Here is a 22,242-nt window from a genome sequence, read left to right on the forward strand (position 1 = left end):
CTAGAAGAAACCAACTTAGCGTATTTAGCCAAAACGCCCTTAGTATACCGAGGTTTAGGAGGCTGCTTCGATGGCAAGTCGCTTTTTGAATCAGCGCAGTTAATTTGGGCAATTTTTAACCGCAGATATCAGCGGATGGACACAGATGAACGCAGATAGGATTTTATCTGCGTTCATCTGTGTTTATCTGCCTTCATCTGCGGTGACAAATTTCCTACTTTAACCCAAACCCAAATCAGTTACAGCACCAACACTGCTAGAAGAAACCAACTTAGCGTATTTAGCCAAAACTCCCTTAGTATACCGAGGTTTAGGAGGCTGCCAAAGAGCCCGCCGCTGCTCCAGTTCTGCATCAGAAATATTGAGCTGCAACAAGCGATTGTTAGCATCAATTGTAATCGAATCGCCCTCTTTTACTAAAGCAATTGTGCCTCCTACTTGCGCCTCAGGTGCAACGTGACCGACAACCATGCCGTAAGTTCCGCCAGAGAAGCGACCGTCAGTAATTAATCCTACAGAATCGCCCAAACCTGCGCCAATTATTGCCGAAGTTGGTGCTAACATTTCGCGCATTCCCGGCCCGCCTTTGGGCCCTTCGTAGCGGATAATTATCACGTCTCCGGCTTGAATTTTGCCCGCTAAAATTGCATCCAAACAATTTTCTTCAGATTCAAATACCCGCGCCGGGCCGGTAATTTGCGGTTTCTTAACGCCCGTAATTTTAGCAACGGCTCCTTCTGTTGCCAGATTTCCCCTCAGAATTGCTAAATGTCCTTGGGCGTAAAGCGGGTTGTTCCAAGGGCGGATGACATCTTGGTCGGTGCGGGGCTCTGGTGGAATATCTGCCAATACTTCAGCAATAGTTTGGCCGGTAATTGTCAGGGCGTCTGGGTGTAGTAAACCCTGTTCTAGCAGCATTTTCATGACTTGAGGAATGCCGCCGGCTTTGTGCAAATCGGTTGCTACGTATTTGCCGCTGGGTTTGAGGTCGCACAGCACTGGTACTTTTGCTCGAATAGTTTCAAAATCGTCGAGGGACAGTTCAACGCCGATCGCATTTGAAATGGCTAATAAATGCAGCACAGCGTTGGTTGAACCGCCGATTGCCATGATTACCGCGATCGCATTTTCAAAGGCTTTGCGAGTCAAAATCTGGCTCGGTAGCAACTGTTTGCGGATCGCTTCCACGACAACTTTTGCAGATTCGGCAGCGCTGTCAGCTTTTTCGGCATCCTCAGCAGCCATTGTCGAAGAATAAGGCAAACTCATGCCCATTGCTTCAAAGGCACTGGACATTGTATTTGCTGTGAACATTCCGCCGCAAGAACCCGCACCCGGACAGGCTTTCTGTTCCACTGCATTGAGTTCTGTTTCGTCAATTTTGCCCGCGCTGAATTGACCGACTGCTTCAAAAGCGCTGACGACGGTTAAATCCCGTCCGTTGTGGTGTCCGGGTTTGATCGTGCCACCGTAAACAAAAATAGCAGGAATGTTCATGCGGGCGATCGCAATCATCGCCCCCGGCATATTTTTATCGCAACCGCCGACAGCCAGCAACCCGTCCATACTTTGGCCGTTGCAAACAGTTTCTATCGAATCGGCAATCACATCTCTCGACACCAGAGAATATTTCATCCCTTCAGTTCCCATCGAGATCCCGTCGCTGATAGTAATCGTACCGAACATCTGCGGCATTGCCCCGGCTTCCTTTGCACTCGCAACAGCCCGCAAAGCTAGGTCGTTCAATCCCATATTGCAGGGCGTAATCGTGCTGTACCCGTTGGCAATCCCCACAATAGGCTTAGTGAAATCGCCGTCGCCAAAACCGACTGCCCGCAGCATTGCCCGGTTGGGCGCGCGCTGCACGCCGCCAGTCACAGCTTGGCTTCTCAAATTTTCAGGCATTTTAAAATTTCCTTTGTCAGTTGTCTGTTGTTGACTTGTCAGTTGTCTGTTTTTCTTTGCTGCTGGCTGTTTGAGGGCCCAGTGCCGAGAGTTTTACCCTATTTTTGATTTTCTCAGAAGCGTTGATATTTTTGACAACTCCTCGGCCCGAAAGCACGAGGATTCTTGGTTCATTGGGACTACTAATGTAGCTAGCCCTCCCCAAAATTCACTGCGACGCAGCCCAACCGCTGTATATCCACGCTGCAACACCACTTGCGCGGCTGCAACATCTCGATTCGTTTCATAGCCACACGTTTGACATCTATGTACTCGTTCGGATAGTTCTTTTTTGCCTGTATGAGTTTGACATAAGGGACAAGTTTGACTTGTTCCGTTCGGGTCTACTTTTGCAAAGTATGCACCTCGCTTAAAGCAAACATGACCCAAGATATTCAGAAACTGACCAAACCCGGAATCAAGCGTGTGCTTGCTCATCATTCCCGCTGACATTGCTTTGAGGTTCAAGTCCTCAGCAAATACTGTTTGGGCTGCGTTACATAAATGATGAGCGGTCTTGAAATGAAAGTCTTTGCGACTGTTCGAGATGTATTCGTGGTGTTTAGCTATTTGGTGATGAAGTTGACGAAACTTTCTAGAGCCTTTTTTCTTGCGCTTGAGTTGACGTTGCAGCAATTTCAGCTTGCGTTGTCCATCCACAAAGAATCGAGGTCTATCAATCAATTCACCATCAGAAGTTGCCAAAAAATGTTTTAACCCTAAATCAATCCCTAATCCATGCCCTGAAGGTGAGGCTTGAGGCACTGCGACATCACATTGCAAAGTGAGCATGGCTACGTAACCAGAAGCCCTCTTAACAACGCGAATTTGCTTGACATCAAACCCTTGAGGGATGGGACGATCCAGGTGCATTTTTACGGCGCCAATCTTGGGTAGGTTGACCCAATCGGCATTATCAAACCGTTTAACGGACTCTAGATTCAACTGAGGGAACACTTCGGAGCGCATCCGCTTGGGGAATCTAGGAAAACCGTGTCCTCGTTCCCACATTGCCACAAACGCTGCCTCTAGTTGGCGCAACGCCTGCTGCAAGACATGGGTGTGAGGCAGTTTCAACTCAGGAATTAACTTCTTTGCCAAGGCCAATGATTTGCATTGACGGGCAAAGGTTGGACGCGGTGCATCATTCGGGATAATGAATTCCTGTTTAATGCTGCACGAGTTGATATCACACTTACGAGAATTAACCCAATCTTTTCGTTCTCGCAATGCAAAGTTGTAGACCTTGCGGCAAATATTGAGCCACTGGTCGAAAGTCTGGCGTTGCGCGTCGGTAGGAATGAGCTTGTACTCGTAGGTGAGATTTAACATACAACCATTGTAGAGCCAACCTGAATAAATGCGGTGCTGTTTATTCACAAACCTTGCTTGAGAGATTCCGAACCGAAAGTCCCCCTAGAAGGGGGAGGCTTGTATCCAATTTTTTTGTCAGGCCCTTTAAGAGGCAGTGGCACAGCAGTGCCCGGAAAGCAATGCAAAGATTCTACAGATACTACAGCGTGCAGGGTTAATACCGTGGTTATCTGGGATGATGTGGTAAAACCCATCACCCTAACGTTTGAAAATAATTGCGAGGCGAATGACATGGAGGCCGATCGAATTCTGAGGCAATATGCGGCCGGAGAAAGAATTTTTCGAGAGATTAACCTCGCCGGGGCTGACTTAAAAGGTGTAAACCTCAGCGAGGCTAACTTTACCAGAGCGAATTTCCAAGACGCAAACCTCAAAGGCGCTAACCTGACGGGAGCCAACTTGCGCGAGGTGAAATTGGCAGGAGTGGACATGACGGAAGCCTACCTCAGCGAAGCAAATCTCATCGGTACCGATTTGAGCCGCGCCAATCTCAGCGGGGCTAACCTGATCGGAGCCAACCTGCGCGGCTCAATGGCCAGAGAAGTCAACATGACTAAGGCTAATTTGACCGAAGCTAATTTGACCGAAGCCAACTTTACCGAAGCGAATTTGTTTGCTGCCAACTTAACCGACGCTAGCATGATTCGCGTTAATTTGATGAAAGCAAATTTGAGTTGGTCAAATCTCAAAGCGGTAAACCTGACAAATGCCATCCTCAGCGAGGCGCTTTTAGAAAGAGCTAATCTGAGTCAGGCAATTCTCAGCGGGGCGATGCTGAGCCGGGCCAACCTGACAGGTGCAGACTTGCGCCAAGTAACGATGGTTGGAGCTAATCTCACCGAAGCTAATCTGAGCAATGCTAATTTGAGAGTTGCTAATGTGAGTTGGTCAACGCTGCGCGCTGCTAACTTGAGCGGTGCTAATTTGTACCGCGCTAAGCTTTGCTGGTCTAATTTTAGCGGGGCTGTTTTGGCGGAAGCGGTTTTGATTGATGCTAATGTCAATCGAACTAACTTCCGCGATGCAGATTTGAGACGGGCAATTATGCCGGACGGCACAACTAATGAGTTTTGAGTTTTGAGTTTTGACTTGTGAATTTTGAGTTGTGAGTGAGATTTCCTACTCATAGTAAAAGCTAAAATCTGATGAGTGTGAGCGAATTATTGATTCTGGGTGCGGCCGGACTTTTTGCCGGAATTCTAGCTGGATTTTTGGGTATCGGTGGCGGTACGGTGATCGTGCCTTTGTTGGTGGCTCTCAATTACGCCCCGGTGCAAGCTGTTGCTACTAGCGGTTTGTCGATCGTCATTACAGCTATTTCTGGCAGCATCCAGAATTGGCGCATGGGCTACCTCAGCTTGAGTCAAGTCGCAGGCATCGGATTTCCAGCCGTCATCACAGCACAAATCGGTGCTTATTTGGCGGGGATATTTCCCCCTTACTTGCTGTTACTTGCTTTTGGGCTGTTGCTGTGGCTGAATATTTATTTGATTGAAGTTCGCAAGAGCATAACAGCTAAGCAGAAAGCGGAAGCTGAACAGGGCGAACTAGGAGGACAAGGGGGAGAAGGGGAAAATCCTCAATTACCCATTACCAATTACCAATTACCAAACAATTCAAAAATTTTATTCCATCCAACTTTGGCTAAAATTGCTACCGGCAGTGCTGCGGGTTTATTAGCGGGTTTGTTTGGAGTAGGCGGCGGCGTGATTATGGTTCCCCTGCAAATTTTGCTGTTAGGAGAAAGCATTAAAACCGCAATTCAAACGAGCTTGGGCGTCATCGTCATCACGGCAATTTCGGCGACGGCGGGACACGCCGCGCGCGGGAATATTTTGTGGGTTGCGGGGTTGATTCTCGGCGGCGGCGGTTTGTTGGGCGTGCAGGTGAGCACGCGGTTTTTGCCGAGATTGCCCGAGCGTATTGTTAGTTTCGCTTTTCGATCGCTCTTGGCAGTGTTATCGATTTATGTTTTCTGGCAAGCTTGGCAAAAATTTAGTAACGGGTAATTGGTAATTGGTAATGGGGAATTTGTAATGGGTAAGGTGCGCGGCCCTGCTGGCACCCTAGGAAGGACTGGGGTTCGGTGCGCGGACGGCCGAGCACCCTACGAAAAACTAATAACTAACGACTAATTTGCTGATAGTTTCTTCACGGCGCGAGTCAGACGCTGCAAATAAGGCTTGACAATTTCTTGATTTTGCCGCTGCAACTGGGAAACTTGCTGCTGCAAATGCTGAATCTCGGTTTGCAGCATCCCTGTGTCTATCGTGGGTCGATCGAGCTTTTCCTGCAATTGCTTCAGAGAACCTTGGATTTCATTCAAGTCTACTTCCTTCGATCGCTCCTGCAACTGAGCCGTAATAGTTTTAACTTCAGTTAAATTTTCGCCCATCAATAACAATCGGACGTTGACATTTTCCCAATCATGCTCTCTCAGGGCGCTATTTTCCAAAATGCGGAGTTTTTGCTGCAAATCCGACAGTTGCGCGTTGAACTCCTGAGAATCAGCAGGAAGCGCCTGCGCTTGGCGTTCGAGGGAGGCTACGGCAGCTTGTACCTCGGCGATGGCCCCCGATTCCAAGCCCTGCAGTTTCTGCTGCAAGTCCCAGACTGCAGTGTAGAGTTCCGCAGGTTCTCCAGGTTGTATCTGAAGTTGCTGCGATCGACCTTCTACGGAGGCCTGTACCTCCGCGATCGCAGAATTTGCCTTTTGTTGCATTTGTTGCTCGAAACGCTGGCGATTGGCGAGATTCAGCGATAGTGCTGCGGTTAAGGGGGCAGCAGCGTAGAGAATTTGGCCCGATAATCCTGCTGCAATCGTGCCAATCGCTGAACCGGCAACTGAGGCGTATTCTGCCAATTCTAGCCAGTCCGGCTGGTTTGGGGCACTTCTCAAAACTGGGAATGATGCATCTTCGATCTTCTGCATAGCCTTTTTGTCGTAGTCTGGTAGATTGCGATAGGGACATGATAAAAGCGATCGGGAAATAAATCAGGGCTATTTTTCAAAATTTAGGAATAGTGATGTGTTGATTGACCGAAAGCATCCAGGATACAAGCCCCCAGATTCATTCCGAAAGCAGACTCAGGACCTGTGAAATAAAAAACGTGTATCCGAGAAACTTGCCTAACGTATTTATCCGTGGGGTCAATCCTTCAATTCTTTAATCTAAAATCTAAAATCTAAAATCTAAAATCGATTGACCTCCTACCTTCTGCCGAAAGGCTTTTGCTTTCAAAACGGTCAGTGTCAGGTAAAATTCAAAATAAGTCGATCGCTCGACAGTTAACCGATAACCGTTAACCGCCGTCTGTCAGGAGTATACAGAAAATGGGTCTTAAGATTATTGAAAGCTACGATGCCAGTTTTGTCCTCGAACCTGATGCTAAAAATGCACTGTCGGGTTTATTAACCAGTGAAAGCTTTCTCCAACAAGTAGCGGTACAATTGCAGTGCTCGCGCATTGAGTTTGCCGAGTTATTTTTTCAGCCCGTCCCTTACAGCAGCGAGACGCCGAAGGGAATGCCTGCTGAATTTGAAAAGTATCACGAATCAAGCGATTTTGCGATCGTCAACGTCCCGCCTAATTTCATGTTCCAAGCCAAAATATTTAAACCCAGCCGTCTCTGTGCCGTTTATCGCGTTTTCAAGAGTTAGGTCAAACCTGGTTAATCTGTGGTTTAATCTAAAATCTCAAATCTAAAATCTCAAATCTAAAATCGGATGACAGAAGAAATTCACTCTCTCGCCAGCTTAGAATTCATTCCCTACATAGACTCCGAGGGGAAATTGCCCGAATTTGTCCAGGGAAAAATTGGCGCTTACGCGATTTTTGACAACGAAAAAGTCCTGCAATTTGTCGGTTATTCTCGCGATATTTACCTCAGCCTCAAACAGCATTTGGTACGCCAAACCCAATACTGCTACTGGCTGAAAGTCCAAACTATCGAGAAACCCAGCCGCACTATTTTAGAAAGCATCCTATCGAGTTGGATTGCCGAAAACGGTTCCCAACCCCAAGGCAATGGTGTCGATGCTGCCAAGTGGAACGATCCCATCGACACTAAAACTGTGATGACGGCTCAAGAAACGGCAAATTATGAAGGTATCTTCGCCGATGAAATTGCTAAGGATAAATTGTTGAAAGATGTAGCGCGGCGGGTGGAAAATGAAATCTTATCGCTTCTTAAAGCTCGCGGTGTAACTGAAGAAATCCGGTTTAATCCCAAGCTGAAAACTAGCGGATTGCTGGATTTAAAGTAAATATAATAGTCCTTACTACGACCGTCCGAGGGGGTTTTACGAGGACGGTTGTACCCACTACGAACCCGAGCTAATACCATTTCTCTTTTGTTTCGGGATGGATGAGAGCTAGTATTTGATTGAACTCAAACTCGTTAGCCAATGCGGCTAGAGCGCTAGCTAAAGCGTCATTTCGATCGCGAATTTGCTCAATTTGGATCAGAATTAACTCTAAATCGCACTCAATTGTGGCTTTCTCTAAAGCTGCCAGCCAATCTGCAGGTAAAGCTGCAAGAGTCTCTGGAGTCACAGCCTCGATTTGAGTTGACTCCGGCACACTCTCCGGTTCATCGTAAATGTAACGCACTCCGAGATGTTTGTGCAGGGTGGCAAAGATTTCTGTATCTCGAAAGGGTTTGTGGATAAAGCCATCGCAATCATCTGATACAGTAACGGTTCCCGCTTCCTCGACCTTAGCGGCACTCACGGCAATAATTGCGGTAGCTGAACCTTTAGCGGTGGCTTTAATGCGTTTCGTCGCTTCATATCCATCCATCACGGGCATCCACATATCCATAAAAATTAAGTGCGGCTCAAAACTCGACCACGCTTCCATAGCTTCTAGCCCGTTGCTGGCTTCTATGAGTTCAAAGTCAAAGACAGCCAGCAGTTTGATTAGCAGTTGGCGGTTGTCCGCGCTATCGTCCACAATCAAAATACGATAGCGCGGTTGATTGGTTTCCAGACCTATCACCCGACGCGGTGGCTGTACGGGTTGAATGACCATCGCATCAACGGCGCTGACGGGGATATCAAAGGCGAAGGTAGTGCCGAAGTGCACTTGGCTGCGCACAGTAATGAGGCCGCCCATCAGCTTGATAAACTCTTGGCTGATAGCCAGCCCCAAGCCTGTTCCCTGCTGAGCTGTTAGCCCTGTTTTGGTTTGCACAAAAGCTTGAAAAAGCTTATCTAACTCATCGGGAGCCATGCCGGAGCCAGTGTCTTCTATTTCAAAATGTAATTGGTAATTACTGATTGGTAATTGCTGATTTTCTGGGTCTGTAACCGACCTTACTCTTACCGTAATGCCTCCTTCTTTCGTAAACTTAAGGGCGTTAGAAAGCAGATTAATTAAAACTTGGCGCAACTTGAGTTGATCGGTTTGCACGTATTCGGGGACATCGCTAGAGCAATCAAATTTTAACTGCAATTTTTGCTCCCGTGCCTGGAGTTGAAACATCTCTTCCACCTCGTTCAGCAGGCTGCTTAATTTAAAGTTTGTTGGGTTGAGGGTAATGCTTCCGGCTTCTATTTTGGCTAAATCTAATATTTGATTGATCAGAGCGAGCAAGTGTTCTCCGCTGCGGTTGATGATGCGGACATTTTCCTGTTGTTCGCGATTGAGGTTGGTAGAGCGCTGCATCAATTGGGAGAATCCCAGAATTGCGTTTAAAGGGGTGCGGAGTTCGTGGCTCATATTTGCCAGGAAAGTGCTTTTGGCGAGGTTGGCAGCTTCTGCAGCCCAGGCGGCTTGTTGGAGCTGTACTGCTTGCTGCTGAGTGGCTTCGAGCAATTGAGCTTGTTGTAAGGCGACTCCCAGTTGAGTGCTAATTTGCCGCCCTATATTTATTTCTGCTTCGCGCCAAGTGCGGGGTGCAGAATTTTGATAGCTGGCGAGCAAACCCCAAAGTTGATTGCCGCAAAATATGGGGAAAATAATGTAGGCTCTAGCTTGAAATTGCTCTAACAGTTCCAGGTAACAAGGACTCAAGCCAGCGCTGTAGATGTCTTCAATTATCCGGTAAGGAACGCCTCTACCATACATACCGCCTTGATTTTTTTGTAGATGGGTATCCCGCACTGGCTCAGGCTCGGCTTGCATAGTTTTAACGGTACAGCGAGAGTCTTCGACCAGATTGTTTTGCCAATTAAAATCCTTGGGTTTTTGCATCAGAGAGATCCAGCCCGGACCCATTGACTCGGCCACAAATTCCCCGCTCCAATCAAGGTTAAAACGATAGATACCGACACGATCGCATTTTATGGTTTGTCGCAGTTCAGAGGTTGTGGTTTGGAATATTGTGTCAATATCTAAGGATTGACGGATGCGATCGATCGATCGGGCGATGGCTTGTTCTGCCTGCGCGCTTTCTCGTAAAGCTGACTCGGCTTGTTTGCGATCGCTAATATCCAAGACAGTGCCGAACCAACGCATCAACTGCCCTTTTTCATCGTAAATCGGTTTCCCTGTGACTTCTATGTAACAGAGCGAGCCATCTCTTCGGATTAGCCGCAGATTAATTTCAAAGCTTTGTCCCGACGTAGCTCGATCGCGAACCATTGTGAGATAGCGCGATCGGTCTTCTGGATGAAAACGCTCGATTAATTCTTCGGTTGGCAGAGGTTTTTGAGTCGGATCGAGTTCGTAAATGCGATAGAGTTCTGGACTCCAAGTGGTGGTGTTTGTGGCGATATCGTGTTCCCAACTGCCAATGCGGGCAATTTTTTGGGATTCGAGCAGTCGGGATTCTGCCAACTGGCGATCGCTAATGTCGCGCGCTACCCAAACTGCGGAGTTCTCGGACAGCGGCGAAATTTCAGCAGTAAACCAAACTTCTCGGTTATTAATCCACAGACTGTAATCAAAACTAATAGTTTGTTTGGTTTCCAATGCCTGTAGAACCTGAGCGAAATAGATCTCCTCGCTTTCCTTATGAATAAATTGTTCGATGATGGAGTCGCTCTGATTCGTCTGATAGTTGTATTGAAAAATCCCCTTTGTGGGTATAATTTGGATAGTTTTTTCTGCGCAGTCGAAAATCAATACAATATCTGTGAGCGACTCAAATATTTTCACAATTTGCTCGGTAGAAGTGGAAAGTTTTTGTTCGAGCAATTGGCGACCGGCAATTTCATATTGTAAGAGTTCGTTAGCACGAGCTAAGGCGCAGGTACGTTCGGCAAGTTCGGCTTCTAAAGTGCGATTGAAGTCTGTTAAGCTTTTTTCAGATTGTTGGCGCTGTGCGATGTTAGAAAAAGCATTGATGGCATAAATAATGTTTCCGCCTGCGTCGAAAATTGGTGTAGCGCGCACCTCAAGAGGAATTATTTCGCCATCTCGATGAAGTTCTAAATCTTCACAGAACACAGTTTCGCCCCGCAGGGCTCGGAAGGCGGGCAGTTCTTCAGTTGGATACGGCTGGTTTTGGCGGTAGATTTGAAAAACTTCTACTGCTTCTTCTAAAGTCACGTCGGGGATATTTTCTACACCGCTCAAACCCTTGGCAATTTGGTTTAAGTAGACGAGCTTACCCGAGGCATCGTGGATAGATATTCCCGCTGGTATGGCTTCTAAAAATTGCTTGAGCTGGCTCTCGCTGCGCGTTAAGGATTCATTTAAAAATTTTTGGTCTGCAAAAGCCTGTTGCAGTTCGGCTGCCATTTGATTGAAGGAATTGGCGAGTTCTCCGACTTCATCCCAGCGTTTAATTTCTAAAGGTCGATCCCATTCTCCTTTGGCAACATTTTTGGCGGCGGTATTCAAGCGGACAATTGGCTTTGTCACCCAACGGGAAGTCAACAATCCGATCGCGATCGCCAGCGACAGCGTACCGGCACACAACCACAATGTGTTGCGCGTATTTGCTTGAATGCGAGCCATGAAATCAGACTCTGGCACCACCACCACAATCAACCAATCCAAGCCACGGACATCTCGATAAGGAGTGACGCGGACAAACTGCCGTAGCACGGGCGAGGGCGGGACGCCATCGCGCTTGAAAGCCAGTGTAAATTGCTGGGTTGTTTGCAGCGTGCGGAAGTTGCCAAATCGGTAGACGAGTTGTCGAGCAATATCTCGCGTTCGCGCATCCTTGCTGTTGGTGGCTAGCAATAGTGTCGGTTGCTTTTTTGCTGGAGTCACCTTGGGTGTTTCTAGTGTGGATGTAGCCACCAGATTGCCCGATCGATCCATAATAAAAGTGTGTCCCGACTCAGAGAAGCGCAGCCGAGCCAGAAAGGTATTGATTGCCGAGAACCCATCATTATCGGTGAGGCGATCGCTAATCCGTTCTCCTACTTGTTCGATTAGCTGATGCGCTACATCCTCGACTGCTTCCTGACCGCTTTTGAAAGAAAGAAAGCTCACTAGCGCGACAGCGCTGACTGTTTGCAAAACAAAGGGAACAATCAGGACCGCTCGCAGGGGAAGCTTGCTGAAAAGTTTAGCCACTGGGCGGTTGATGGGATAAATCGGCATGGGTATGAGGGAATTGCGCTGGTAATCGAATTTTAACTGCTGTAGTTTGCCTTTCCGGACAATTGGCGCACCCTACAGGCTCTGAAATTTTCCTCAGGGTTGAATATAGCCAACTACTAGGGAAGATTGGGCGCGACTGTCAAAATATGCTTCTGTCAGTTCTGTTTCTAGCTGTTTGGCATTTAATAGATTCCTACCGACCAAAACAGTCAATCGATTTTAGATTTTAGATTTGAGATTTTAGATTGACCCCACGGATAAATGCGGGGGCTTGAGGATTTTTGATTTTCGATTTGGGATTGATTCCACGGATAAATCACGTGGCGGGTACCACCTTTGAAATTCTTGGTCATATTTTTTATATAGTTTTTCGGTTTCTCGGCAATTATATCGTTAATTAAAAGCTGTATAAAGGGCTTGTTAATTAGCAGAGAAACACCCATTAGTCAACAATTACCGATGGATCGTGCAACCGGAATTGATAGAATTCATCTGCGTTAATCTGTGTTTATCTGCCTGTATCTGCGGTCAAAAAAAGATAATTTAGTAACTGCCGATGACAATGGATTGACGCAGATTCACGCAGATTAAGAGAAGAGAAATATGAATAATTCCGATGTTAACAGAGTTGATATAACAAACTACAAAGCATTTGAGTAACTGCGCTGGTGTAGGAATAATGTTTGCTCCTTCACTCTCCCATTTTTTGTTGTTTAGTATACAGCAGTCAATCGATTTTAGATTTTAGGATTTTAGATTTTAGATAGAAGAATTGACCCCTGATAAATCCGGGAGCCCGGAACCAAGTTACTTTTGGTCAGAGTTGGCAGTATCTCGCGGCTCGCCCTAATGCAAATTTGTTAACTTGGCTAAAACGGTGGCGAAGAGAGCGGGATCGATCGGCTTTGTTAAGTGTTCGTCGTAACCGGCGGCGATCGCCCGATCGCGGTCTTCTTCACTAGCATAAGCTGTCAGCGCCACGGCCGGCAAGCGCTTGATTTTGTGGGATGCCGACGATCGCACTTTGCCGATCAGCCAGTAGCCGTCCTCAACGGGCATACCGATATCGCTGACTAAAATATGCGGCGGCGACTGCTGTAAAATGTCGATCGCCTCTGCAGCCGAAGCAGCAGCAGTTGAACTCGCTCCGAAGTATTCTAGCGCAACCATCAAAAACTCGCGGTTGTCGGGTTCGTCGTCAACTACCAACACCTTTAAACCTGCCAAAATACCCGGATGCATTCGATCGGATTTCTTTTCCCACGTCAACGGAGGCTGCCGGCTCCGACGCTGCTTGAGAGGCAGTTTCACCGTAAATGTCGCCCCCTTGTCTTTACCAGGACTTTCTGCTGTCACAGTGCCGCCGTGGAGTTCCACCAAGTGCCGGACGATCGCCAATCCCAGGCCCAAACCGCTGTCAGCCCTAGTAATCGAGCCGTCTGCTTGTCGGAAGCGATCGAACACGTAGGGCAAAAACTCTTTGGAAATGCCCTTTCCGGTATCGCTGACAGTAATTTGCACGTAATTAGGTGATGAGGAATCGGTAACACCTACCGCAGATAAGCGCACTTCCACAGTTCCGCCCGGAGGCGTAAACTTGACAGCGTTAGTGAGCAAGTTCCACACTACCTGCTGCAACCTCTTGGCGTCGCCCCACATCAAGCCGACTGCGGGGTCCAATTCTGAGGAAACGGTGACAGACTTGGCTTCGGCCGCCAAACGAACTGAATTCTGAGCCTCCTCGATCGTCCTTTCCATGTAGAACCAGCCCTGTTTGAGATCCAGCTTGTTTTGAATAATCCGGGAAACGTCGAGCAAATCTTCCACTAGCTGCATCTGCACCCTCGACTGACGCTCGATCGCTTCCAAACCGCAAGCTAAATCCTCTTGAGTGTACGGGCGAGTGCGCAGCCTCTGCGCCCAGCCCAGGATCACATTTATAGGCGTGCGCAGTTCGTGGGAAAGAGTGGCTAGAAACTCGTCTTTGAGGCGGTTGATGGCTTCTGCTTGGGCCCGCGCGGCCTGTTCGCGATCGAGCAACTGAGCGCGCCCGGCCTCGACTTGCTTGCGATCGCTGATGTCGGCGACGATCGACATACAGTTGATGTTGCCTTTGCTGTCGCGGACTGGAGTTGCCCACAAACTGATATCGATCGAAGTGCCGTCTTTCCTTTGGCGCTGGGTTTCCATCCCGGCGATCGGGTTTCCTTCGCGAATTCGTTTCAAATTAGCCGCGAATTCCTCCCGCTTGGAAGCGGGAACAGTGGGCACCAACTGATCTAGCGTCTCTGATTGGGGCCAGCCAAAAATCTTCTCGGCGGCTGGGTTCCACATTTTCACAGTGCCCTCGTCGGCGTCCAAAACGGTAATTGCTAGGGGACAAGCCTGAATCAAGGCTTCTAAAGTTTGATTGATGTGCGATCGCGCTGCTTCTGCTTCTTTGCGATCGGTGATATCAACGTTCACCCCGATCGTCCGCAAAGGCAAACCCCCATCGTCGGGAAACATCTTAGCCCTGCAAGCAATCCAGCCCACACTTTTGTCCGGGCGGCAGATGCGGAACTCAATGTTTAATTCCTCCCCGGAGGTCCTGGCAGCCTTTACCTGCTGTTGAATAGCAGCGCGATCGTCTGGATGCACCATTTTGGCCCAAGTTTCATAGCTGTCGATACCGCCGGGCGGCAGCCCGTACAAAGCCTCAAACTCGGGCGTACACGCGAGCTCGTTGCTTTGGATGTTCCATTCAAAAGTTCCGATTTTGCCTGCTTGCTGAGCGATTTGCAGCCGTTCTTGATTCTTTTTGAGTTCTGCTTCCACCCGCGAGATCTCGGTCAAGTCGATGAAGAATGCGACGATCGTCTCCGATCCGCGATCGTCCTGGTCCAGAGTAGTCGCGCCCATCAGAATTGGCACGCGGCTGCCATCTTTGCGGATGTACTCTTTCTTGAAAGGAGTTGCCACTCCCTTAGCCCGCAGTTCCCCGGCCGCCTTGGCCCCGAGGTACAAGTATTCGGGGGGGGTCATCCTGTCCCACGGTATCTTACCAGAGAGCATATCTGAGCGGGTGTAGCCGACCATATTGAGCAGGGATTCGTTAGCGTAGGTGATGCGGCCGCTAATATCGCCGATGGCGACTCCGAAAATATTGGACTCGATCAGCCGCCGGAATATGGCTTCGCTTTGCTGAATTATCCGTTTTGCTTGGTTGCGATCGGTGATTTCGGCAACCACGGTGCTGACTCCCAGCAGTGTTCCTGAGTCATCGATCACGGGGTAAAAGCTGACTTGCCAATCCCGCAAAACTCCCGGCTGTTCCGGGGTTTCGGCTTTAATTTCCAAGTCAATCACGGGGGTTTGCGTCGCCAGCACTTGGCGGTAAATCGGCTCTACTATATCGGCGATTTCCGGACTCGCTTCTGTGATGGTGCGCCCGAGGTGTTCTGCGATCGAGCGGCCGTCGATCTGAGCGAGGCATTCGTTGATGCGGAGGTAGCGCAAATTCGTATCCACAAAGCACAGCCCGACTGGTGTGGTGTTGTAAACTAAATCGAATTCTGCTAGTTGGCGGCGAAGGCGTATTTCGTTTTCTCGAAGTTGGTTTTGGGCTTGTTTGCGATCGGTGATATCTAGTACGAAGAATGCTCCTTTGTCTGTGCATCCTTGGAAGCTTCCGCCGCCGACTAAAACTGGGAAGCGCGTGCCGTCAGAGCGGATGAATTCTTTTTCATAAGGCGCGCAACTTCCTGCGGCTTCGACTTGCACTACGGCGATGCGATCGAGTTCTGCGTATTCGGGTGCCGTGAGCTCGGACCAGCGAATCTGTCCTGAAATTAAGTCTTCCCTCGTATATCCAATCATTTCCAGCAAAGCGTCGTTAGCGTCAGTAACTTCGCCGTTGGCATCCCAGAAACCGATCCCGATCATGTTAGATTCTACCACGCTGCGGAAGCGCATTTCGCTTTCCCGCAAAGCTAATTCTGTTTGTTTTGCTGCGGTAATATCTGTGATAATTAGGCCAACTCCGATTCTTTCTCCCCTATCATTTTTGACTGGGTAGTAGTTGGCGAGCCAGTAGCCAAAAGTTCCGGGTTTTCCCGGAGGTTCGCCGCTAATTTCTACGTTTAAAACAGGCTGACCGGTTTCTAAAACTTGCTGAATTATTGGGGCAAATTTGGCGGCGGATTCTGGCAACAATTCCCGGAAGTCTTGACCGATATGCTCTTTGGCGGACAAACCGTGGAGTTCTGCTAACACTTGATTGATATGGATGAAGCGCATATCGCTATCGAGAAAGCAAATTGCTAGGGGAGATGCTTCTAACAACGCGTCAATTAAGGCGAAGGATTGCGCTGTTTGAGATAGTGCTTGCTGCGCTTCTTTGTAAAGTCTGGCGTTGTCTAGGGCGATCGCCACGCGGTATGCTAAATCTTCTAGCATTGCCATATCTTCTGCACTGTAGCGGCGGCCCAACTTCGAGGTAAAGCAAGTGATGGAACCCATTACCCGCCCGCGAGCCTTCAGGGGTACACAAGCGTGAGATCCGATATTGAGCGATCGAAATTTTTCCTTTTCTGCTGCATTTTCGGCTCCTGCAGCTAAAATTTCCTCATCCACTTCGGCAATTAGTTCGGATGTTCCGGTGCGGATTACCAGCGGATAGCCGTTAACAGCATTGTCGGCGATCGGGCTTCGGATTTTTAAGCTATTAATAGTATCAACCGTGGAGGGTTCTGCGTGAGCCACAGCGACTCGACGCACTTTTGACCCGGTTTCGGTCAAATGAATGCAGCACCCGTCGGCGATCGAATTTACTGCTAATTCTGCTACCTTTTGCAGCACCGTTTCCCCGTCAAACGCAGCAGCCAGCATTTTGCTGACTTCTGCTAAAAATGCCGAGCGCTGCTGTTCTATCTCCGCTTTTTCCCTCGCTGCTTGCTCGATTGTTAACTGCAATCTTTGAGTTTCTGCAAGTTTTAGTTCTGTGATATCGCGGCCGACAATTAAAGCCGATTCTGGTACGCCGTCTTTGTCAAATTCTGGAACTACCCGGGATTGATAAGTTCTGATGCCGTTGGTTGAGGATGCCTGAAATTCGATAATTTTTTCTCGGCCTGTTTCTAACACTTTGTGCAGGGTTTCCTCCCACATCTGGCACAGTTCGGGCGGCATTCCTATTGCTTGACTGGTTTTACCTAGGAAGAATGAAACTGGTTTTCCTTGGCTTCTTTCAACTGCTTGATTGACATAAATATAACGCAGTTCTTTGTCAGCGCGGATAATGATATCTGGCGTATTTTCTAGCAGCGTTCTCAGTTGCTGTTCGCTGCTTTTCAAAGCTGCTTGCGCTTGTTGTCTTTCGGTAACATCTCTCACCGTTCCCACGTATCCGATGAGTTCGCCGGAGTCCGAGAACATCCGCGAGGCACAAACGTTAATCCAGCGCACAATTCCCTCTGGTGTTTGCACGCGATACTCGATCGCATATTCCCCGCCTTCCCGAGTATAATCCAACCATCGGGCCAATACGCGATCTCCGTCTTCCGGATGAATGCAATTCTCCCAACCGTCTCCTAAAAGTTCTGCCAAACTCAAGCCGCAAATAGCCTGACAGCGAGGGTTTGCATAGGTGTAGCGCCCCTCAAAATCAGCCAGAAAAATGCCGACCGGCGAACAGGAACTCAAACAGCGAAACCGTTCTTCTTGAGCTTGCAGCGCTTCTTTAGCTACTGTCAGTTCTGCTGTGCGTTGCTTGACGCGGCTTTCTAGGTTAGTGTAGGATAAAGCCAGGGCTGTTTCTGCTTCTTTGCGGTCAGTAATATCTATGCCAGTTGCTATCACATATTCTACGCAACCCTGGCTATCTGTCGTCACAGTATTCGACCAAGAAATTAAGCGCTTCGAGCCGTTTTTACAGCGCCAATAATTTTGATATTCGCTGTGAAATTTTTCGACGCTGAGTTTAGTAAAAACAGTTTTAACTGGCTCTATTTCTTCGGGAATTAAGAACAAATCCCAAACATATTTATTAAGAACTTCTGCTGTCGAGTAGCCTGTAGTTTTTTCGCAAGCTTGGTTGAAGCGGACAATTCGTCCTTGGCGGTCGAGAACTACAATCAAGCAAGCCGTCGTGTCAATTACTTTTGAAATAATCTTACTTTCTATTTCTACTTTTTGTTTTGCGGACTTTAAGCCAGCATACCAAGCGCTAACCATTGCAGCGGCCAAAAGTAAGATTGCAGGAGCTGCCTGGAATGAAAAGAGTAACAGAGTTGTCAGCATTAAAGCCGTGCCGGCACTAAATGTAGCAATGCTGTAAGAATTAATAGGTAAGGGCAAGACCTGAAACCGACTCATTTTTGTTGACCTGTAGCGATGGCGCGATCGCACTATTGCTTATGTCGATTAAACAACTAAGTTAAAACTAAGTTAAAACTAATTATCTATTTTTTCTATACAGAACCACATTTGTCGGTGCTGTGCCATCTTCCCCGAGACAGATTTGCAACGGGATTAGTGCTGGATAAACTGCTATTGTAAATGAAGGGACAAATTCGATCAGCTAATGTATGGGAGCAATAAGCGAATGAATCACAAGCTGGCAAAAATTATCGGATTATTTTTCACAGCCGCCACCGTCTTTGGGTTCATCGGTTACGCGCTTCAAAATCCCAACTCGGCGAGCAACTCAGGGATATCGATCGGCTTCCCCAATCTTACCGTGGCGGGTGTCGGGGCGATCGACAACAAACGATCCCAAATTTATCTCAACGGAACTTGGCAATTTGTCCCCGCAGTTGGCAACCCCCAAAACCCCCCCGTCTCCCCAAGTTGGGGTTCCATCTGGGTGCCCGGAGACTGGCAAGAAGACACAAACGAATCCGTACCCGGAATCATCACTCGCGGCAGCGGCAAAGATTGGGAAAACTTCAACAGTAAACAACTATCAAAAGCTTGGTATCAGAGAAATATAGACATTCCCCGCGACTGGACAAACCGCCGCATCTTTATAGACTTAGCGAGAGTCAGCACCGATGCAGTCATCTTTGTCAACGGCATTAACTGCGGTCAAATCGCATCGCCCTACGGCACTATTGAAATTACCAAAGTAGCAAAACCAGGTCCAAACACCCTATCTATTTTAGTCGTGGCAGTATCCGACGAAAACGAAAAAGCCGTCATGATGGGTCCCACACAAATCTACACAGAAAAATCCAACTTGCCATCGCGGGGAATCATCGGCGAAGTGCGGGTTTTCAGCGTTCCCCCAGGCCCGCTAATTAGCGACCTATTCGTCCAAACTTCCACCCGAAAAAAGCAAATTAAATTAGATGTAGAACTCAAAGACGTTGCCCAAAACGGTCAAGTTGAACTAATCGCGCAAATGCTCGACGAAAAAGGCAAAGTAGAACAAAAATTCACCGGAACTGCCCAGGTTCAAGCTAAACCAATTCAAACCGTACAAGTCCAATGGAATTGGCCAAATCCCCGTCTTTGGGATGTCGGCAAACCAAACCTTTACACTCTGCAATTACAAGTAAAAGGTAGCGGCGTTAACACGCAATACGACCAACCTTTTGGCTTCCGCGAATTTTGGATAGAAGGGCGCAAATTTTTTTTAAACGGAACCGAATTTCGGCTGCGACCCAACTTGCACTCCGATTCTTGGGAAGGTGGGACAGTAGAAGTTTCTGACAGGCTAATTGACAGCTATGTAAAAGCCGGTTTTAACATAACAGAAATGTGGCCTTGGGATCACAACGAACGGGGTAAGTGGAACTTCCGAGAGTTATTTTCCGAAAGAGCAGACCTCAAAGGTTTTCCCATTATGGCTCCCGCCTTAGACATTAGTTCTATCGCTTGGAACGGCAAGTGGAAAAACCGCCAGTGGAACGACCGCTGGAAAGCCCAAATGGTGAGAGAAATGCGCCGCTACCGCAACCATCCATCAGTATTAATGTGGGCGACAAGTCCTAATTTTTTCGGCTACGCTGACGACCAAAATCCCCGTCGCATCGGTAAAAGAAAAGTAGAAGGAACTCTCGGTCCCTCGGACAACGACCGTTTGCGGGTCAACACTCCCCTAGGAAATGACGCTTTAGCTGCGATTAAATCTGCCGACCCAACCAGACCTGTGATGGTACACGAAGGTGCCCACTTCGGCGATGTTTATGCGCTGAATTCTTATTTAAATGTCATTCCCTTGCAAGAACGAGAAGAGTGGATTTCTGAGTGGAGCAAAACCGGGGACATGCCCTACATGGTAGTCGAATTTGGAACTCCTCTGTACGCAACGATGATGCGGAACCGCCAAGGTTATAATCAGGTGATTCTCAGCGAACCTTTGATGACTGAGTTTGCGGCAATTTATTTGGGCAAGCAGGCTTACGAGTTGGAAACGGCAGCTTATAAATCTAAAATTCGCGAGCACTTTGTCAAGGGTCAGGAGTATCAAAACTGGCACGGTACAAAAGAGTTAGATTTTGCACCACCTTTTCAAAAGTTGCAGCAGTTATTCAGTACAAATACTTGGCGGAGTTGGCGGACTTTTGGAATGTCTGGGGGGATGATTCCTTGGAGTCAGGGATACGGTTGGGAAGTTTCTGAGGCTGGCAGAGAAAAGGTGGATATTGGGGCATTTCAACCGGGTCGCCGCGGAGTTTATTTGAAGCAAGTCTCGAATCAGAATTTTAATTATTTGCAGCCAGAAGCTTACACTGTTCATCCTGGGGGCGAGGCAATTATGAAGAATAATAGCTCGACTTTGGCTTGGATTGCTAATGCTAGCCCGGTTTTTACTGCGAAAGATCACAATTTGTTTGTGGGCGGAAAACTAGCAAAGCAAGTAGTGTTAATTAACGATACGCGGGTGCCACAAGAATTTTCGTTTATTTGGCGGGTTTTGGTGAGGGGGGAAGAAGTAAAAAAAGGCGAGAAAAAAGGGACAATTGCTCCGGCAGGAACGCTGTTTTTCCCAATAGACGTAAAATTGCCAAATACCATTTCTAGCAAGGCTGACGGCGAAATTCGCTTGAATGCGCGAGTGGGCGATAGCCCGCATTCTGATACATTTGCTTTCCGGGCTTTTGCCAATCAAGACAAAATCAAGGATACGGTGACAATCTTCGATCCAGTCGGCAAAACATCGGCAATGTTAAAACAGTTAGGTTATCCGCTTGTACCGTGGAATGGTTCGCAAGTTTCATCGCTATTAATTATCGGTAGGGAAGCGTTTTCTAGCGGGGAAAATTTGCCGGGAAGTTTAGAAAGTTTTGTGCGAAACGGCGGCAAAGCAATTGTGTTTCCTCAGACCAGGGAATGGCTGGAAAATACAGGTTTCCGCGTTGCTACTCACGTCAGCCGCCGCGCTTATCCAGTTGACAGCGAGCATCCGGCAATTAGCGGTTTAGACAGTGAAGATTTGCGGGATTGGGCGGGGGAAAGCACCCTGGTTGAAGCTTATCCAGATACGATCAAAACTGGCCCTAAATTGAGTCCGGTAAAGATGCCTTGGTACGGCTGGCATTGGGGAAATCGCGGCAGTGTCAGTAGCGCTTCAATTGAGAAGCCGCACCGCAGCGGTTGGCGCCCCATTTTGGAATCTGAGTTTGATTTAGCTTATTCGCCGCTGATGGAATTGGATTACGGAAAAGGGCGGCTGATTTTAAACGAGTTGGATTTGGAAGACCATTATTCTGTAGATGCTGGGGCGGCGCAATTACTGCAACAAATTGTGAGTTACGGGATGAATTCTCTGGTGCTTGGAAAGCCTAATAAAGTGGTTTTAATTGGAGGAGATAGAGATGCGCAGAAGTTGGACAGCTTGGGGGTAATTTATCAGCGCGCTAGTTCGCTTTCTAATGATGTTGGTTTAGCAATTGTGGGGACACAAGCGAATCTGAAAGATGCAGATTTGCGCGGTTATTTGAATGCTGGCGGGAAGGCGTTTTTCTTGCCGCGTCAAGTGCCTGTTGCGGGTTTGGGTGTGGGTTTGCAGCAAGCGAAGGATTTCGGGGGTTCGCTGGCGGTTCCGAGTTGGGATGAGGTGAAGGGGGTTAGTGCTTCAGATTTGCGATCGCGCTCTTTTTATGATACTTGGTTGATTAAGTCTGGGGAAGAAATCGGTGCTGACGGTTTGTTAAGTCGGCTACAAGTTGGCAAGGGCGTGGCGATTTTCTCTCAGATTGACCCGGACAGTTTAAATGCTGATACTAAGACTTATTTCCGTTTTACTCGCTGGCGGCAAACCAGGGCAAATGCTCAGATTTTAGCTAATTTAGGGGCTAGTTTTAAGGCGGATGGTTCTGTGTTTAACGGTTCGAGTCGCGAGTTTTATCACTGGGATTACAAGACAGATTTTGAGAATGGGGACGATCCTTATCGGTATTATAGATGGTAGGATTTTTTAACCGCAGATGAACGC

10 protein-coding genes are annotated in these 22,242 nt (G+C 48.0%); 5 read left to right on the forward strand and 5 right to left on the reverse strand.

Annotated features, from left to right (window positions below):
- Positions 1 to 219: 219 nt before the first annotated feature.
- Positions 220 to 1,905, reverse strand: a complete 1,686-nt coding sequence (gene ilvD / locus QUB56_RS17635) for a dihydroxy-acid dehydratase (protein WP_332956865.1) — start codon at positions 1,903 to 1,905, stop codon at positions 220 to 222.
- Between the two features lie 93 nt (positions 1,906 to 1,998).
- On the reverse strand, positions 1,999 to 3,324 hold the full coding sequence (locus tag QUB56_RS17640) for a transposase (RefSeq protein ID WP_332956866.1): 1,326 nt from the start codon (positions 3,322 to 3,324) through the stop codon (positions 1,999 to 2,001).
- A gap of 225 nt (positions 3,325 to 3,549) precedes the next feature.
- Between QUB56_RS17640 and QUB56_RS17645 the strand changes: the two genes are divergently transcribed.
- Both QUB56_RS17645 and QUB56_RS17650 read left to right on the forward strand, forming a co-directional pair.
- Positions 3,550 to 4,392 carry a pentapeptide repeat-containing protein gene (locus QUB56_RS17645; RefSeq protein ID WP_332956943.1) on the forward strand — a complete coding sequence of 281 codons (843 nt, stop codon included), beginning with the start codon at positions 3,550 to 3,552 and terminating at the stop codon, positions 4,390 to 4,392.
- Between the two features lie 71 nt (positions 4,393 to 4,463).
- Positions 4,464 to 5,327, forward strand: coding sequence for a sulfite exporter TauE/SafE family protein (locus tag QUB56_RS17650; RefSeq protein ID WP_332956868.1), 864 nt, complete (start codon positions 4,464 to 4,466; stop codon positions 5,325 to 5,327).
- A gap of 122 nt (positions 5,328 to 5,449) precedes the next feature.
- Here QUB56_RS17650 and QUB56_RS17655 read toward each other — a convergent pair whose 3' ends face one another.
- Positions 5,450 to 6,250 carry a hypothetical protein gene (locus QUB56_RS17655; protein ID WP_332956869.1) on the reverse strand — a complete coding sequence of 267 codons (801 nt, stop codon included), beginning with the start codon at positions 6,248 to 6,250 and terminating at the stop codon, positions 5,450 to 5,452.
- A gap of 402 nt (positions 6,251 to 6,652) precedes the next feature.
- On the opposite strand from QUB56_RS17655, the gene QUB56_RS17660 reads away from it, so the two are divergent.
- Together QUB56_RS17660 and QUB56_RS17665 are read left to right on the forward strand one after the other, a co-directional pair.
- Positions 6,653 to 6,979: a hypothetical protein gene (locus QUB56_RS17660; RefSeq protein WP_332956870.1), complete on the forward strand. Its 327-nt coding sequence runs from the start codon at positions 6,653 to 6,655 to the stop codon at positions 6,977 to 6,979.
- 66 nt (positions 6,980 to 7,045) lie between these two features.
- On the forward strand, positions 7,046 to 7,585 hold the full coding sequence (locus tag QUB56_RS17665; protein ID WP_332956871.1) for a GIY-YIG nuclease family protein: 540 nt from the start codon (positions 7,046 to 7,048) through the stop codon (positions 7,583 to 7,585).
- Between the two features lie 70 nt (positions 7,586 to 7,655).
- Here the strand turns inward: QUB56_RS17665 and QUB56_RS17670 are convergent, their stop codons facing one another.
- Both QUB56_RS17670 and QUB56_RS17675 read right to left on the reverse strand, forming a co-directional pair.
- The gene (locus QUB56_RS17670) at positions 7,656 to 11,822 is read right to left on the reverse strand and encodes an ATP-binding protein (protein WP_332956873.1); all 4,167 of its coding nucleotides are present in this window, start codon (positions 11,820 to 11,822) and stop codon (positions 7,656 to 7,658) included.
- Between the two features lie 846 nt (positions 11,823 to 12,668).
- Positions 12,669 to 18,176, reverse strand: a complete 5,508-nt coding sequence (locus QUB56_RS17675; RefSeq protein WP_332956875.1) for a PAS domain S-box protein — start codon at positions 18,174 to 18,176, stop codon at positions 12,669 to 12,671.
- A gap of 229 nt (positions 18,177 to 18,405) precedes the next feature.
- On the opposite strand from QUB56_RS17675, the gene QUB56_RS17680 reads away from it, so the two are divergent.
- Positions 18,406 to 22,218: a beta-galactosidase gene (locus QUB56_RS17680; RefSeq protein WP_332956877.1), complete on the forward strand. Its 3,813-nt coding sequence runs from the start codon at positions 18,406 to 18,408 to the stop codon at positions 22,216 to 22,218.
- The last annotated feature ends 24 nt before the right edge of the window (positions 22,219 to 22,242 follow it).

This window comes from Microcoleus sp. AR_TQ3_B6, assembly GCF_036702785.1.
In the GTDB taxonomy this organism is placed as follows: Bacteria; Cyanobacteriota; Cyanobacteriia; order Cyanobacteriales; family Microcoleaceae; genus Microcoleus.

Excerpts from the sequence above, each read along its gene's own strand:
- QUB56_RS17670 (WP_332956873.1), bottom strand. The coding sequence starts at position 11,822 with ATGCCGATTTATCCCATCAACCGCCCAGTGGCTAAACTTTTCAGCAAG.
- QUB56_RS17645 (WP_332956943.1), top strand. The coding sequence starts at position 3,550 with ATGGAGGCCGATCGAATTCTGAGGCAATATGCGGCCGGAGAAAGAATT.
- ilvD (WP_332956865.1), bottom strand. The coding sequence starts at position 1,905 with ATGCCTGAAAATTTGAGAAGCCAAGCTGTGACTGGCGGCGTGCAGCGC.
- QUB56_RS17650 (WP_332956868.1), top strand. The coding sequence starts at position 4,464 with ATGAGTGTGAGCGAATTATTGATTCTGGGTGCGGCCGGACTTTTTGCC.
- QUB56_RS17655 (WP_332956869.1), bottom strand. The coding sequence starts at position 6,250 with ATGCAGAAGATCGAAGATGCATCATTCCCAGTTTTGAGAAGTGCCCCA.
- QUB56_RS17660 (WP_332956870.1), top strand. The coding sequence starts at position 6,653 with ATGGGTCTTAAGATTATTGAAAGCTACGATGCCAGTTTTGTCCTCGAA.
- QUB56_RS17665 (WP_332956871.1), top strand. The coding sequence starts at position 7,046 with ATGACAGAAGAAATTCACTCTCTCGCCAGCTTAGAATTCATTCCCTAC.
- QUB56_RS17680 (WP_332956877.1), top strand. The coding sequence starts at position 18,406 with ATGAATCACAAGCTGGCAAAAATTATCGGATTATTTTTCACAGCCGCC.
- QUB56_RS17675 (WP_332956875.1), bottom strand. The coding sequence starts at position 18,176 with ATGAGTCGGTTTCAGGTCTTGCCCTTACCTATTAATTCTTACAGCATT.